This is a genomic window from Marinoscillum pacificum (assembly GCF_024714495.1).
Classification (GTDB): Bacteria; Bacteroidota; Bacteroidia; order Cytophagales; family Cyclobacteriaceae; genus Marinoscillum; species Marinoscillum pacificum.
Genome location: NZ_JAMZMJ010000002.1, coordinates 122,115 through 136,922 on the forward strand (window position 1 = coordinate 122,115; position 14,808 = coordinate 136,922).

General features: G+C 41.9%; 14 protein-coding genes. All 14 read left to right on the forward strand.

The genetic code is table 11. The annotated features are described in order from the left end of the window. Positions 1 to 9 precede the first annotated feature (9 nt). The 14 genes from NXS00_RS07520 (at position 10) to NXS00_RS07585 (ending at position 14,781) form a co-directional block, all read left to right on the forward strand. Positions 10 to 1,356 (forward strand): TolC family protein, encoded by a 1,347-nt coding sequence (locus tag NXS00_RS07520; RefSeq protein ID WP_258098540.1) that lies wholly within the window; start codon positions 10 to 12, stop codon positions 1,354 to 1,356. A gap of 26 nt (positions 1,357 to 1,382) precedes the next feature. Continuing rightward, positions 1,383 to 2,435 (forward strand): efflux RND transporter periplasmic adaptor subunit, encoded by a 1,053-nt coding sequence (locus NXS00_RS07525; protein ID WP_258098541.1) that lies wholly within the window; start codon positions 1,383 to 1,385, stop codon positions 2,433 to 2,435. 59 nt (positions 2,436 to 2,494) lie between these two features. Beyond that, the gene (locus NXS00_RS07530) at positions 2,495 to 5,662 is read left to right on the forward strand and encodes an efflux RND transporter permease subunit (protein ID WP_258098542.1); all 3,168 of its coding nucleotides are present in this window, start codon (positions 2,495 to 2,497) and stop codon (positions 5,660 to 5,662) included. A gap of 225 nt (positions 5,663 to 5,887) precedes the next feature. After that, complete coding sequence (locus NXS00_RS07535; protein WP_258098543.1) at positions 5,888 to 6,514, forward strand: CatB-related O-acetyltransferase; 627 nt, start codon at positions 5,888 to 5,890, stop codon at positions 6,512 to 6,514. Continuing rightward, the gene (locus tag NXS00_RS07540; protein ID WP_258098544.1) at positions 6,511 to 6,846 is read left to right on the forward strand and encodes a winged helix-turn-helix domain-containing protein; all 336 of its coding nucleotides are present in this window, start codon (positions 6,511 to 6,513) and stop codon (positions 6,844 to 6,846) included. Before NXS00_RS07535 ends, NXS00_RS07540 begins: the two co-directional genes overlap by 4 nt. An 86-nt stretch (positions 6,847 to 6,932) precedes the next feature. Further along, a complete protein-coding gene (locus tag NXS00_RS07545; protein WP_258098545.1) occupies positions 6,933 to 8,078 on the forward strand; it encodes a cysteine desulfurase family protein in 1,146 nt (381 codons plus the stop codon). After that, positions 8,075 to 9,229 (forward strand): XdhC family protein, encoded by a 1,155-nt coding sequence (locus NXS00_RS07550; RefSeq protein ID WP_258098546.1) that lies wholly within the window; start codon positions 8,075 to 8,077, stop codon positions 9,227 to 9,229. Before NXS00_RS07545 ends, NXS00_RS07550 begins: the two co-directional genes overlap by 4 nt. Further along, the gene (locus NXS00_RS07555; protein WP_258098547.1) at positions 9,226 to 9,825 is read left to right on the forward strand and encodes a nucleotidyltransferase family protein; all 600 of its coding nucleotides are present in this window, start codon (positions 9,226 to 9,228) and stop codon (positions 9,823 to 9,825) included. Before NXS00_RS07550 ends, NXS00_RS07555 begins: the two co-directional genes overlap by 4 nt. After that, positions 9,822 to 10,061: a MoaD/ThiS family protein gene (locus NXS00_RS07560; RefSeq protein ID WP_258098548.1), complete on the forward strand. Its 240-nt coding sequence runs from the start codon at positions 9,822 to 9,824 to the stop codon at positions 10,059 to 10,061. The genes NXS00_RS07555 and NXS00_RS07560 overlap by 4 nt, the downstream gene beginning before the upstream one ends. A 3-nt stretch (positions 10,062 to 10,064) precedes the next feature. Next, positions 10,065 to 11,084, forward strand: coding sequence for a HesA/MoeB/ThiF family protein (locus NXS00_RS07565; RefSeq protein WP_258098549.1), 1,020 nt, complete (start codon positions 10,065 to 10,067; stop codon positions 11,082 to 11,084). After that, positions 11,081 to 11,527: a molybdenum cofactor biosynthesis protein MoaE gene (locus NXS00_RS07570; protein ID WP_258098550.1), complete on the forward strand. Its 447-nt coding sequence runs from the start codon at positions 11,081 to 11,083 to the stop codon at positions 11,525 to 11,527. Before NXS00_RS07565 ends, NXS00_RS07570 begins: the two co-directional genes overlap by 4 nt. A 136-nt stretch (positions 11,528 to 11,663) precedes the next feature. Beyond that, positions 11,664 to 12,560: a bifunctional molybdenum cofactor biosynthesis protein MoaC/MoaB gene (moaCB, locus tag NXS00_RS07575; protein WP_258098551.1), complete on the forward strand. Its 897-nt coding sequence runs from the start codon at positions 11,664 to 11,666 to the stop codon at positions 12,558 to 12,560. A gap of 76 nt (positions 12,561 to 12,636) precedes the next feature. Next, complete coding sequence (gene moaA, locus NXS00_RS07580; RefSeq protein ID WP_258098552.1) at positions 12,637 to 13,620, forward strand: GTP 3',8-cyclase MoaA; 984 nt, start codon at positions 12,637 to 12,639, stop codon at positions 13,618 to 13,620. Next, entirely contained in the window at positions 13,621 to 14,781 is a 1,161-nt protein-coding gene (locus tag NXS00_RS07585; RefSeq protein ID WP_258098553.1) for a molybdopterin molybdotransferase MoeA, read from the forward strand. Positions 14,782 to 14,808: the final 27 nt, after the last annotated feature.

Genomic DNA, 14,808 nt, shown 5'->3' on the forward strand with positions numbered 1-14,808 from the left:
TTAATAACAATGAGAAATAGAAGCATATTTATGCTCTTCACCCTTATAGGGCTTTCTTGTGTCAGGGAAGTTCGGGCTCAATCTGCTGAACATCATTTTGATCTGAAAGCAGCAGTGAGCTACGGACTAGAAAATAGCTTAACACTACGTCAAGCAGTACTTGATCAAGAGCAAGCCGAATATCAAATAGGAGAAGTAAGAAGCAGTGGACTACCACAAATAACAGGTTCAGGGCAATTTCAAAATTTCCCGAACTTACCTACTCAGCTCTTACCTGGTGAGATCGTGGGTCAACCTGGCACTCAAATCCCAGTCCAATTTGGTACAGAGTATACCACCAGCGGAACTCTGGAAATCTCTCAACTTCTTTATAGTCACGAGTTCTTTACTGGCTTAAAAGCGGCAAAAAGCTCAAGAGAACTCTACGCATTGATGAAAATCAAATCTGAAGAGGATGTCATATATCAGATTACCGATGCTTATTATCAGACGCTCCAACTTCAAGAGCAAATCAAAGTGTTGGACAGCAACATGGTGATGCTTCAAAGGCTGGAAGACCTGATGAAGGTTCAGTACGAAAACGATGTGGTCACTAAGACTAGTTACTCTCGGGTAAAAGTTCAGAAGGCAAACCTGTCAACACAGTTGCAGTCCCTTAAAACCGGATTCGAACAACAAAAGAACTATTTGAAACTCCTGATGGGAATGCCAATAGAAGAAGGTCTCATTCTAGAAGAATCACCTGACTTGCAAGAAGTTTCATTGAGCAGTTTGAGTTTTCAAAAAGAAAATCCAATTGATCTGCAGATTTTGGACAAACAGCAATCTCTACACTTGCTAAATGAAAAAGTAACCAAAGCAGGCTATTACCCTACACTGGCATTATTTGGACAACAATCATGGCAGGCACAACGCAATGAGTTCAATTTCTTTGATGGTGATCAACCTTGGTTTGAGCAGACAGTAATAGGTCTGCAACTGAATGTACCCATTTTTGATGGGCGAAAGAAACATTTCCAGATAGAGCAAATCAAAATGGACATTGCCAAAGTAGAACTGCAAAAAACCAATGCTGAAAGACAGTTGGACATGCAGTACGACAATGCTCAAAAGCAACTTTCCAACAGTCTGGCATCTGTAGAAGTACAGAAAGAAAACAAGGAATTGGCTCGCGAGGTGTATGATGAAACTCAACTGCTATACAAAGAAGAAGTAGCTGACCTGACAGACCTACTAGACGCAGAACAAGCCTACAGAGACGCCCAAAATAATTACTACAACGAAGTGCTCAAGTTCCGAAAATCAGAATTGGACCTTCTAAAGGCACAAGGACAACTCAAAACATTAATAGACTAATAAGATCTAAATAAGACCAACAGACAATGAAAAAATTAATCATAACCGTAATAAGCCTGGCTGTAATTGCATTGATTGCCTATACGCTATACGGCAATAAAAAAGAAATGGAAGAGAATGCGAAGCTCTCTGAAGTTACAAGCGAATCCATTCCGGTAGAAACAACTTCTTTGCAAAAGAAATCTCTAAACCTACAGGTAACTGCTGATGGCACTTTTGAAGCCAAAACGGATCTTACAATTCTATCCGAAACACAAGGTAAGGTTATCAAAATATACAAAGAAAAAGGAGAGACCGTTTCGAAAGGAACTTTGCTCGCTCAGGTGGAAAATGATCTACTAAGTGCTCAAGTGGATGCAGCTGATGCTAATCTGCAAAAACTTCAAAGTGACCTGAGTCGATTTACGAAACTAGCTGAAAGTGATGCAGTGACGCAGCGCCAGCTGGAAGAAGTGAAAATTGGCGTAAAAAACGCTGAAGCACAATACAAGTCAGCCAAGAAAAATCTGGACAACACTTACATAAGAGCTACAACAAGCGGAACGATCAACGAAGATTATTTACAAGAAGGTGGATTTATTGCCGGTGGTTCTAAACTCTATGACATTGTAGATATCAGCAAACTGAAACTGAATGTAAAGCTTACCGCCAATCAGGTATTGCAGGTAAAAGAAGGAGATGAAATCAGCATCACTACTTCTGTTTATCCGGGAAGTGAGTTTACAGGTAAAATCAAATCAATAGCCGTAAAAGCTGACCCGTCTCTGAAGTACAATGTTGAAATAGAATTGATTAACAAAGGAGACAAAACGTTGAAACCTGGGATGTACGCTACTGCTCATTTTGATTTTAATTCAGCTGCAGCGTCTACCTATCTAGATAGAAATGCACTCATAGGCAGTATTCAAAATCCACAAGTATATGTAGTGGAAAATGGTCAAGCAGCACTAAAAGACATTAAAGTCGGTGAAATCTATGACGATTTAATTGAAGTTCTTGGTGGACTATCTACTTCCGACAAGGTGGTAAAATCCGGACAGATCAACCTGACAGAAGGCACCAAAGTAAAAGTGCTTTAATCTAATAATTTCAAGTCATCTCCGATATCCGGACTTAACGATAATTAAGAAATCATACAATGAAAATAACTAAAGTATCCATCACTCGGTCTACCATCGTCACGGTGCTCTTTACCATACTGATAGGTGCAGGGGCCTTCAGTTATACCATGCTGGGCTACGAGCTACTGCCCGATATGAGTGTGCCTGTGCTTACGATCTCTACAGTATATCCTGGTGCTTCACCAAGTGAGGTAGAAACATCAGTAACCAAAGAAATAGAAGATGCAGTAGCAACGCTGGAAGGACTGGATAGAATCACCAGTACCTCTATGGAAAGTGTCTCAGTAGTCACCGTAGAAATGAAACAGGATGTTGATCCTGATCAGGCTCTGCAGGAGGCACAGCGGAATATTAATGCAATGCTTAATGACTTGCCAGATGACGCAGAGCAGCCTTCCATCGGGAAATATGACATCAATGATCTTCCCATTATGAAACTCGGCGTTTCTGCTGACATATCAGACACAGAATTGTATGACCTGATAGATGAGCAAATAAAACCAAGGCTATCCAAGATAGAAGGTGTAGCAGATGTAGATGTGTTAGGTGGACAACCTAGAGAGATCCGTATCAATCTCAACGCGGATAAAATGGAAGTATATAAGATCAGTCTGCTCCAGTTAAGCTCACTGATAGAAAATGCCAACATGGATATCCCTGCAGGAAAAATCAAAAATAACAACTCGCAAACATTGATCAGACTGGCAGGTAAGTACACTTCCTTGGATGAGATAAGAAAGCTGACTGTAGGTGTACAATCCGACAGGTCTCCCGTAAGATTATCTGACATTGCTGAAGTACAGGATACTCAAAAAGAAGCGGAGATTTTAAGTAGAATAAATGGCGAACCTGCAATTGGGCTAAATATCCGAAAACAAGGTGATGCCAATGCAGTGGAAGTAAGTGAAGAAACAAGAAAACTTATTACAGAGATTGAGCAAGACTATTCAGGCGATAACCTGAAATTCTCAATCGCTTCAGACAACTCTGAGTTTACCTTGGAAGCAGCTGATGCGGTAATTCACGATTTGGTTTTCGCGGTAATTCTAGTGGCGATCGTAATGCTTCTTTTTTTACACAGTTTGAGAAATGCGGTCATTGTAATGGTTGCTGTTCCAGCATCAATCATCTCCACATTCACAGCTATGATGCTAATGGGCTTCACTTTGAACTTGATGAGTTTGTTAGCTCTTTCACTAGTAGTGGGTATTCTCGTGGATGATGCCATTGTGGTCATAGAAAACATCTATCGTCACATGGAAATGGGTAAATCAAAATTTCAGGCAGCCTATGACGGTATCCGTGAAATCGGAGTTACTGTAATCTCCATTACACTTGTAATTGTGGCTGTATTCGTCCCTATCTCATTGACAGGAGGCATTATCGGAAACTTGCTTCGTCAGTTTTCTTTGACTGTAGCTATTAGTACCATGCTCAGTTTATTGGTTGCCTTTACGATGATTCCACTGTTAGCGTCCAGGTTTTCTAAACTGTCTCATATCAAAGACAAAGGACTGGTTGGAAAATTTATCACGTGGTTCGAAAAAGGAGTAAAAGGGTTTGAAGATGGCATGACCAATGCTTTGAAATGGTCGTTTAGTCACAAAATCATTGTGCTAGTATTAACTATCGTATTGTTTTTCGGGTCTTTCATGTTGGTAGGATTAGGTTTCATTGGTAGTGAATTTGCCTCCCAGGGAGATCGTGGAGAATTCGTTATGCAAATGGAGCTTCCGAAGAAAAGCACCCTACGACAAACCAATTTATTAGCTCAACAGGTTGAACAAAAAATCAGCAAGTATCCAGAGGTTATCAGAGTAGCATCTACCATTGGACAGTCATCTGGTAGAATGACCACCTCAAGTACGCCTTACATGGGAGAGATCTCCGTGGTACTGGTTGCTGCTGAGAAAAGAGACGTGAGTACCCAGATTTTCTCAAGACGCCTGCAAATAGAACTACAAGAAGAGATTCCTGGTGTAAAATTCAAAGCCATACCGGCATCTCTGGTTGGAAGCGGGTCTGAGGCTCCGATTCAGGTAGTACTTAGTGGTACGGAATTAGATAAGGTCACCGAGTTTTCCAATCAGGTAAAATCGCTCGTTAGCTCTGTACAAGGAACTGCGGAAGTTGAAAGTAGTGTAGAAGGTGGTAGCCCTGAGATAAAAGTAGAAGTAGACCGAGACAAACTATCTCGTCTGGGTTTATCAGTTCAAATGGTTGGTGGTGCATTACGTACAGCATTTAACGGCGTTCAAAATACTAAATTCAGAGATGGTGATTCCGAATACGATATCAATGTGGTGTTTGATGAATTTGACAGAAACAATTCACAAGACATTGCCTCTTTTACCATCATGAACTCACGTGGTGAACAAATCAGATTGGATCAATTTGCTAAGATCATAGAGAGCACGGGTCCGACACAACTTACACGCAGAGACAAAGTACCTACAGTGACCATTTCAGCACAGGTATTGGGAAGACCCGTAGGTACGGTAGGTGAAGAAATTCAGGCAAAAATGGCTGAACTAGACGTACCAACTGGTGTGAGTTATGCTATGGGTGGTGATTTAGAAAATCAGTCTGAAGCATTCGGTAGCCTTGGAGTAGCATTACTTACTTCCTTAATATTGGTATACCTAATCATGGTAGCACTATATGATAGTTACGTCTATCCATTTGTAGTGATGTTCTCTTTGCCGTTGGCAATCATAGGTGCTCTACTAGCATTGGCTCTGTCTCAGAGTTCATTGAGTATTTTCTCTATTCTTGGGATCATCATGCTGATCGGTTTGGTAGCTAAAAACGCCATCCTGGTAGTTGATTTTACCAATCAGTTGAAAGAGGCCGGACTAAAAGTAAAAGACGCTTTGATACGTGCAACTCAGGTAAGAATTCGACCAATTCTAATGACCACTTTGGCGATGGTAATTGGTATGATGCCAATTGCCTTAGCTAGTGGACCAGGTGCCGAATGGAAAAATGGATTGGCTTGGGTGCTTATTGGAGGGTTGACCAGTTCCATGTTTTTAACACTCGTGGTGGTACCAGTAGTGTATTACATCTTCGATAGAATTCTTGAAAAATTTGGTCTTAATGAAGAGTCAAAAATTGAATTGAAAGAAACTCCAAAAGATGAACTGAACACTGAAATTCAGGAAACATTGCAAGGAGCACATTAAAGCATCTCTTATCTAAATAAGAGGACTACCAGCTAAAGAGGTCGAGTGGACTAAGTCCACTTGACCATTAGCAGAGATGTAACATCTCAAATTAGCTTGCAAACACAGGTAGTTGTTTGATTATAGATCGGTAGAGCCGGGCCTAGGGTCCGGCTCTTGTTTTTTAGAACTTTTTATCTTTAACTAGAGTATAAAACCACAAACCAATCAACCAAAATCATCTTTATGACTGGACCAGATACTACCGTCAAATTTCCACTGGCCAACTATGACCGCCTCTGTTTCCTTAAAAACATCATCACCAACCCGAATATCATCGTTGGGGACTATACCTATTACGACGATTTTGAACCCGTAGAAAACTTTGAGAAAAACGTCAAATATCATTTCGATTTTACCGGAGACAAACTGATCATTGGAAAGTTCTGCATGATTGCCTCCGACGTGAAATTTATTATGAATGGGGCCAATCATTTAACCGACGCAATCACGACTTATCCTTTTGCCATATTTGGTAATGGCTGGGAGAAAGCCATGGAAGGTAGAACTTATCCTCAAAAAGGAGATCTTATCATCGGCAATGATGTTTGGATCGGCTACAATGCAACCATCATGGCGGGAGTTACCATAGGTGATGGAGCCATTATTGCAACAAACGCCACAGTCGTCAAAGACGTGCCTCCCTACTCTATTGTTGGAGGAAACCCTGCCCAGGTTATCAAATATCGCTTTGATGAACCTACTAAAGAAAAACTACTCCAATTGAAATGGTGGGATTGGCCGATTGAGAAAATCACAGCAAATGTTCATAAATTGACCGGATTGGAACTAGATGAATTGATGGAGTCATGAAAGAGCTTCGATTTAGATGTTGGGTAGATGATGAAGGCGAAAAATTCTTTGGACCTGGTCCGGCACAACTGTTAGCTTACATAGATGAAGAAGGCTCCCTAGCCAAAGCAGCCAAAAAAATGAACATGTCTTACAAAAAAGCGTGGGACCTGGTAAGCACGCTGAACGCTAAAGGCAGTGAACCTTATGTTATTTCCCAAAAAGGGGGACAAAAAGGTGGTGGAGCTGAACTTACACAGAAAGGTAAAGATGTTCTGAAGGCGTATCAAAATCTAATCTACCAGATCTCTACCGTCATCTCCGCAGACGAGGAACTTATCAAACTTCTATAACCTTCCATAGATTATCGTTGCAAACGAAGAACATAATTTCATATCTTACGATATATAACAGAATACATATCGATTGGTGAATGGCAGTGAAAAAGAAGATATATCTGGATTACAACTCTACAACCCCTACTGACGAACGGGTGGTGAAGGAAATGCTTCCTTATTTCACCGAAAAATTCGGCAATGCATCCAGCGTCTCTCATGTGTACGGTTGGGATGCAGAAGAGGGAGTAGAGCTTGCCAGAGAGCGTATTTCCAAACTTGTAGGAGCCAAACACAACGAGATCTATTTCACTTCTGGAGCAACTGAAGCAGTGAACACCGCACTTTTCGGGGTATGTAGGGCCTATAGAGAAAAAGGCAACCATATCATTACCTGTCAAACGGAACACAAAGCTGTTTTGGACACTTGCAATCAACTAGAAGCAGAAGGATTTGAAGTTACCTACCTTCCGGTAGACAACTCAGGAGGAATCGATGTAGAAGATATGCAGCGTGCAATTACCAGGAAAACGATTTTAGTCTGTCTGATGCATGCTAACAATGAAATTGGAACCATTCATCCTCTAGCTAAGATTTCGAGAATTACGCAAAAGCAAAACATTCTCTTGATGACTGATGCAACTCAGTCCGTAGGTAAAATCCCTTTTGACGTGACCAAATCCGGCGTAGATATTGCAACGTTTTCTTCGCACAAATTGTATGGACCAAAAGGTGTTGGGGCTTTGTTTGTCAAATCAGGAATCGCCGTAGACCCTATTTTGTACGGAGGTGGACAAGAACGAAAACTAAGACCTGGTACACTCAATGTTCCTGCCATTGTAGGATTTGGAAAGGCATGCGAAATCTGTCATCAGGAAATGAGAACCGAAGCAAATCGGCTCGGACAACTGATTGAAACCATCGAAGATGAATTGCTCGATATCGAAGGAGTCAGCATTAATGCCGATCAATCGATCAGACTGCCTCACATGACCAGCGTATCCATTGACGGAATAGACGGAAGTCGTCTACTACGAGTGATGAAAAACCTGGCAATTTCACAGGGATCAGCCTGTAGCTCCAATACCATCAAGCCGTCTCATGTCTTAAAAGCCCTTGGACACTCTGATGAGAAAGCATTAGCATCCATGAGAATTGCATTGGGAAGAATGACCACTCGTATGGAGGTAATTGATGCGATAAAAAGCATTAAACGAGGGATAAGTCAATTAAAAACATCCGCATTATGAGAGAATTGGATTTGATCATAGAAGCTTTTGAACAAGCACATGCGAATGAAACCGAATGTGTGCTAGCAACTGTAGTCCATGTGGAAGGCAGCTCCTACCGCAAAGCTGGCGCTAGAATGCTTGTGGATGAATATGGGCAAATGACCGGAGCCATCAGTGGTGGTTGCCTGGAAGGCGATGCGCTTCGTAAAGCTCTGCATGCACTGCACAAGAATGAAAACAAGCTAGTCACTTACGATACCAGCGACGAAAATGATGCCATAATTGGAGCTCAACTGGGCTGCAATGGTGTTATCCAGGTTTTGTTTGAACCCATAGATTTCGGGAAGGAATTGAATCCAATTGCCATTCTCAAACAGATCGCATCGTCAAAAAGCAAATTGGTTATCGCCTCATTGTTCAATTTGGATAAGTCTAAACCTCAGCTTGGAACACAGTTGGTATTTGATGAGCAGGGCCTAAAAATTGGCAGCCTGGAACATGAGCAATTGATTGATAAATTGAAACAAGACGCTGCACTGGTTTTCAACCAACAACACGATCATTTTGGAGAATACATGATTGAGTTGGAAGCGCAGCATGCCTTCCTGGAGTTTTACAACCCACCTCCTACCATTGTACTAGTTGGAGCTGGAAATGATGCGCAAATACTTGCTCAAATGGCGGATCAATTGGGTTGGAATGTCGTGGTTACCGATGGACGACCAACACACGCCAATGCACAACGATTTGTCAGTTCGTGCCAGATTGTGGTTTCTAAACCTGAGCATGTGCTGAAAAACATTCAACTAAGTGAACGCACTGTTTTCGTACTTATTAGTCACAATTACCTATATGATTTAGCCATTCTAAAATTGTTGCTGCCACTCTCTGAGATTCCCTACATTGGATTGCTGGGACCAAGAAAGAAATTTAACCGAATGCTGGATGACTTGAGCACTGAGGGAATTATTCCTACAGAAGATCAACTGGCTCGGGTTTTTGCTCCGATTGGCCTAAACCTAGGTGCAGAAACTCCTGCAGAAATTGGGTTATCAATTCTTTCTGAGATACAAATGGTGCTTTCTGGCGGATCAGGAATTGCTCTTCGAGACAAGCAAGGCCCAATTCATGACAAAGCAAACATGAACTTTAAAGTAACGACCCTTTGATTAGCCCAAAAACCATAGGAGTTGTGATATTGGCTGCTGGATCTTCTAGTCGACTAGGTAGACCTAAGCAGTTAGTCGAGCATGAAGGCAAAAGACTTTTACAGCATGCCATTGATTGCTGTGAAAAGTTAAGTTTTGGAGCTAAGCACATCATTCTTGGTGCTAATTCAGAGAAGATATTACCTTTGACAAACCTAAAGGGCTTTACGAGTTACCTGAATGAATCCTGGCAAAATGGATTATCGGGTAGCATTCAATTGGCCATTCAAAAAGCATCATCCAATCCAAAAATTCAGCATTTACTATTTCTTCTTTCTGATCAACCATTTATCACCTCAACGTTGATAGAGGAACTAATGGAAGTTCATGAAGAAATAACGGCTTGTGAATACAAGTGGCAGTTAGGTGTACCAGCTATTTTTTCGAAGAAGTATTTCGACGAACTCGCAACACTAACCGGAGATAAAGGAGCCAAGCCTGTATTGATGAGGCATAAAGAAGTAGTCAAAAAGATCGTTTTTGAAAAAGGAAGCATCGATATTGATACCGAAGAAGATATAGAACAATTAAACGCATTGAAACAGTCAGCAGAATGAAAGTTACTGTCAGATATTTTGGAGCAATAGCCGAAAAAGTAGGCAAGACGGAGGAAGAGCTGGATCTATCGACTATCGGTTCTGATTTTCAAGACTTGAAAGAGCATTGTCTCTCTACTTATCAGATTACCGATGATGGCACACTGCAGATTGCCATCAATCAGGAACTAGGATTGAAACGACCGTTGAAAGAAGGAGATGAAGTCGCTTTCTTGCCCCCGTTTGCAGGAGGATAAACTATGATTAGCTCATACACACGATATCGCAGACAAATCAAACTCCCTGAAGTTGGTCAGGAGGGTCAGGAGAAACTTGCTCAAGCCAAAGTATTATTGGTTGGAGTTGGCGGTCTTGGATGCCCAGCTGCGCAGTATCTGGTTGCCGCTGGAATTGGCACCATTGGACTGCTGGATCATGATAAAGTGGATGAAACCAACCTCCACCGCCAGATCCTTTTTGGGCTGGAAGATGTAGGGAGTTATAAAGCTGAAGCAGCTAAAAAAGCCCTACACAGAATCAATGATCAGGTCATCATCAACACTTACAATTTTAGTCTATCTGTTGATAATTGCACGGACCTATTCAAGACTTACGATGTGATTGTGGATGGTACGGATAACTTCCAAACCAAGTACCTAATCAATGATGCTGCCTTGCAGACCAATAAACCATGGGTATATGCTTCCATCTTCAAATTTGAAGGACAACTTTCTGTTTTCAACTACCAGAATGGCCCCTCCTATCGCTGCTTATTCCCAAAAGCACCTCAAGAGGACTTGAGCTGTGAAGAAATCGGAGTTCTGGGAATACTTCCAGGTATTTTTGGTGTCTATCAAGCTACGGAAGTCATCAAGATCATTCTCAGAATTGGTGAAGTGCTAAGTGGCAAGTTAAAAATCATCCATACGTTGACCATGCAAGAGCGAATTATCTCTTTCAAACGTGTGGAAGAACGAATTGCGGAAGTAACGGATAAGGCGCTGGCTTTAGAAAGTGTTAGTTGCTCTCTAAACAATGAGTCGAAGACTTATCTAGACGTACGAGAGCTACATGAGCAGCCGCAACCCAACAATAAAAACATTATCAAAATACCTCTTGCCGAGTTAGCCTTGCGCTATGAGGAAATCCCGAATTCGACTGACATTCATGTATATTGTCAATCAGGAATTCGCAGTGAAAAAGCAATCAATTTCCTTCGCGAACAAGGGTTCAACAACCTGATCAACGTGGAAGGAGGCATTCAAAGCATATTGAAATGAGTGAGAAAAAGAAACCGAAGAAAGTTTTCCAGCAAGGACCTATCAGTCCTGAAAAAATAGCGACTTCTATTGCCAATCATCAGAGCAAAACCAATATCGGTGCTCACAGCATCTTCTTAGGTCAGGTACGCGCCGATGAGATCGACGGTAAGACGGTACAAGCCATCGACTACTCGGCGTATGAGGAAATGGCAGAGAAGGAATTTTACAATATACGTGAGGCAGCATTTGAGAAATTTGATCTGACGTGCATGCACATCTACCACAGTCTTGGTCCTGTGAAAGCTGGCGAAATCTGCTTGTTTGTGTTTACATCATCTGCTAATCGCAAAGCAGCAACGGATGCTTGTAGCTATTTGGTGGAAGAGATCAAAGCCAAGGTTCCGATCTTCGGTAAAGAAGTATTTGAAGACGAAACGCATCAGTGGAAAGTGAATATTTAGTGATTAGTTATATGTAATTAGTGATTAGTCTTATTAGTAACGAATCACTATTCTACTAATCACCAGTCAACTAATTACTAGTCACCAAATAAACCGGCTTACCGAATACCTACAAACCGAATACCTACAAACCGAAATGGTAGATATAACGCATAAGAGCAATACATTAAGAGAGGCAGTAGCACAGGCTATTGTGAAGACAAGCAGTCAGGAAACGATTGACAAGATTCAGAACAATGAGATTCCGAAAGGCAATGTGTTTGAGATGGCAAAAGCAGCCGGATTGTTGGGTGTAAAGAAAACGCCTGACTTGCTACCGGATTGCCACCCGCTGCCTATTGAGTATACTGGTATTGAATACGAGATTGATGATCTGGATATTATCATCAAGATGACGGTCAAAACCATCTATAAAACCGGTGTGGAAGTAGAAGCTATGCACGGCGCCAGTGTAGTAGCGCTGACAATGTACGACATGCTGAAGCCAGTGGACAAAGGGGTAGAAATCAGCACGATAAAACTGCTGAAGAAGAAAGGTGGCAAATCTTCCTACAAGGCACATGGAGGTAACTTGAGTGCACAGGTAGTGGTTTGTTCGGATACGATTAGCAAAGGAGAAAAAGAAGACCGAGCAGGTAAGATCATTGTTGAGAAACTGGAAGCATTAGGTTTAACTACCGACTATTTGGTGATCCCTGATGAACCTTCAGATATTGAGAAATTAGTCATCGAGCAATCAACGGACTTATTGATCTTTACAGGAGGAACAGGTGTTGGACCAAGAGATAACACACCTGACACGATTCGTCCTTTATTAGATACAACCCTTCTCGGTGTAGAAGAACAAATGCGTAAATACGGTCAGGACCGAACACCTTTTGCGATGCTCAGCAGATCGGTGGCAGGAATTAAAAACGGCAAAGTGGTGTTGGCCATGCCAGGATCATCCAATGGAGCTAGAGAATGCATGGATGCGATTTTCCCTCATCTTTTGCACGTATTTCATGTATTAACAGGAAAAAGACACGATTAATGGACAAGGCCATAACCAAATAAAAACAACTTTCATTCACCCAAAACAACGAAAAGAATCATTTAACTAACAAACCATGAACTCTCAAATTGTAGACAAGTTCGGAAGACCACACTCGTACCTGAGGATATCCCTCACCGACAGATGCAATCTGAGATGTTTTTATTGCATGCCGGAAGAAGGGATCGAGCTAATGGATAAGCCCAGCATCATGTCTTTGGAAGAGATCATTAGCATTTCCAGTACCTTCCAAAAACTGGGTGTAGACACTGTTCGTTTGACAGGTGGTGAACCTTTGATCCGAAAGAATTTTGATTACCTGGTGGAAGAAATGAGGAATCTGGGATTGGCCGTCAAACTCACGACCAATGGCATTTTGTTGGACCGACACCTAGAGCATTTCCAAAAGATTGGTATCCAGAAGATCAACATCAGTCTTGATACATTGGACAAAGCCAAATCAGTGTTTATCACCAAGCGAGATTACTACGATCGCATCATGAGCAACATCCAGCAAGCATTGGAAATGGGCTTTCAGATCAAGCTCAATGTTGTGCTCATCAAAGGGGTGAACGATAAAGAAATCAACGATTTCATTGAATTGACCAAAGATCAAAACATTGGCATCAAATTCATTGAATTCATGCCGTTTAAAGGCAATAAATGGGATTGGTCCAAAGGAATCAGTCATGAAACAATTCTAAAAATAGTCAGTGAAAAATATGGTAAGGTGACTGCTCTTGACAACCCGAAACACAGCACTTCTCAGAACTTTAAAGTCGAGGAACACAAAGGCTCATTTGGGATTATCAGCACCATTACGAACCCATTCTGCGCAGACTGTAACCGCATACGACTTACTGCGGATGGCAAGATGAAAAACTGTCTGTTTGCCAATGCAGAAACAGACCTACTCACTCCACATCGAAATCGTGAAGATCTTGAAAAGCTGATCTTGGAAACGATCCAACAAAAGAAATACTCGCGTGATGGCATGGATGTAAAAATGGATGCCTCGCAGTACGAGAACAACCGAACAATGACCTCAATAGGTGGCTAAATGATCACAATAGACGAAGCACTCCAACTGGTTCATGCGCAACCAGTCTCCGTATTAAAAACTACTGTTCCAGTCGATCAGTCAGTAGGCCACTGGCTCACTGAGGACATTGTCTCTCCACTTGAGTTGCCTCCTTTTGACAACTCAGCCATGGATGGCTATGCGCTGTGTGGACTATATTCTGAGTACCAAATCATAGGCGAAGTAGCCGCTGGTGATACCTCCAACAAGAAATTAACTGATGGAAAAGCCATGCGCATTTTCACCGGCGGCAAAGTTCCTGAGAACACTACCGCTGTGGTAATGCAAGAAAAGACGGAAGTTAATGGAGGTTCCTTAACTATTGTTGGGGAGCTAAAGGAAAACCAAAATATCCGGAGAAAAGGCGGCGAACTCTCACTGAATCAAGACGTCTTTTCAACGGGTAAATACATCAATCCCGCTACGGCTGGATTGATTGCCTCACTGGGGAAGGATATGGTAATAGTTGGTCAAAAACCAACCATCAGTTTGATCTCTACTGGCAACGAACTGGTGAAGCCAGGAACCACACTCCAAGAGGGCCAAATCTATGAATCGAACAGCATTGCTATTGATTCCGCACTTCAGCGATATGGATTTGCTTGTGCGGAAAAAGAACACGTTTTGGACGATTACGAATCCACCAAACAAGCTATTTCCAAACATCTGGAATCAGTAGATATCTTGTTATTGTCTGGAGGAATCTCTGTTGGAGATTATGACTTTGTGAAAAAAGCATTGGAAGAAATCGGTGTAAAGCAAGTGTTTTACAAAGTAGCTCAAAAGCCGGGCAAGCCGCTATACTTTGGCAAGAAAGGACAGCAATATGTCTTTGCACTTCCTGGCAATCCCGCTTCATCGATTACTTGTTTTCACATCTATGTCCTGCCGTTGCTTCAGCGTATGAGTGGAGCCAATGAAACAGGCCTGCAACGAGTAGCATCCAAACTGGCTCAAGGTTTTGAGCTCAAAGGTGATCGTCCTGCTTTCCTAAAGGCAAAGCTCGACTACAGCGAAGTAACCATCCTGGATGGACAAGGTTCTTCCATGATTCATTCGCTGGCCAATGCCAATGCGCTGGCATTTTTGCAGCCGGGGCAATATCAAAAAGGTGATGTGGTTAAATGTATTGTGTTGTGAACTTCACTTTTAAAGTTGACATATCGC

Excerpts from the sequence above, each read along its gene's own strand:
- NXS00_RS07520 (WP_258098540.1), top strand. The coding sequence starts at position 10 with ATGAGAAATAGAAGCATATTTATGCTCTTCACCCTTATAGGGCTTTCT.
- NXS00_RS07525 (WP_258098541.1), top strand. The coding sequence starts at position 1,383 with ATGAAAAAATTAATCATAACCGTAATAAGCCTGGCTGTAATTGCATTG.
- NXS00_RS07530 (WP_258098542.1), top strand. The coding sequence starts at position 2,495 with ATGAAAATAACTAAAGTATCCATCACTCGGTCTACCATCGTCACGGTG.
- NXS00_RS07535 (WP_258098543.1), top strand. The coding sequence starts at position 5,888 with ATGACTGGACCAGATACTACCGTCAAATTTCCACTGGCCAACTATGAC.
- NXS00_RS07540 (WP_258098544.1), top strand. The coding sequence starts at position 6,511 with ATGAAAGAGCTTCGATTTAGATGTTGGGTAGATGATGAAGGCGAAAAA.
- NXS00_RS07550 (WP_258098546.1), top strand. The coding sequence starts at position 8,075 with ATGAGAGAATTGGATTTGATCATAGAAGCTTTTGAACAAGCACATGCG.
- NXS00_RS07560 (WP_258098548.1), top strand. The coding sequence starts at position 9,822 with ATGAAAGTTACTGTCAGATATTTTGGAGCAATAGCCGAAAAAGTAGGC.
- NXS00_RS07565 (WP_258098549.1), top strand. The coding sequence starts at position 10,065 with ATGATTAGCTCATACACACGATATCGCAGACAAATCAAACTCCCTGAA.
- NXS00_RS07570 (WP_258098550.1), top strand. The coding sequence starts at position 11,081 with ATGAGTGAGAAAAAGAAACCGAAGAAAGTTTTCCAGCAAGGACCTATC.
- moaCB (WP_258098551.1), top strand. The coding sequence starts at position 11,664 with ATGGTAGATATAACGCATAAGAGCAATACATTAAGAGAGGCAGTAGCA.
- moaA (WP_258098552.1), top strand. The coding sequence starts at position 12,637 with ATGAACTCTCAAATTGTAGACAAGTTCGGAAGACCACACTCGTACCTG.
- NXS00_RS07585 (WP_258098553.1), top strand. The coding sequence starts at position 13,621 with ATGATCACAATAGACGAAGCACTCCAACTGGTTCATGCGCAACCAGTC.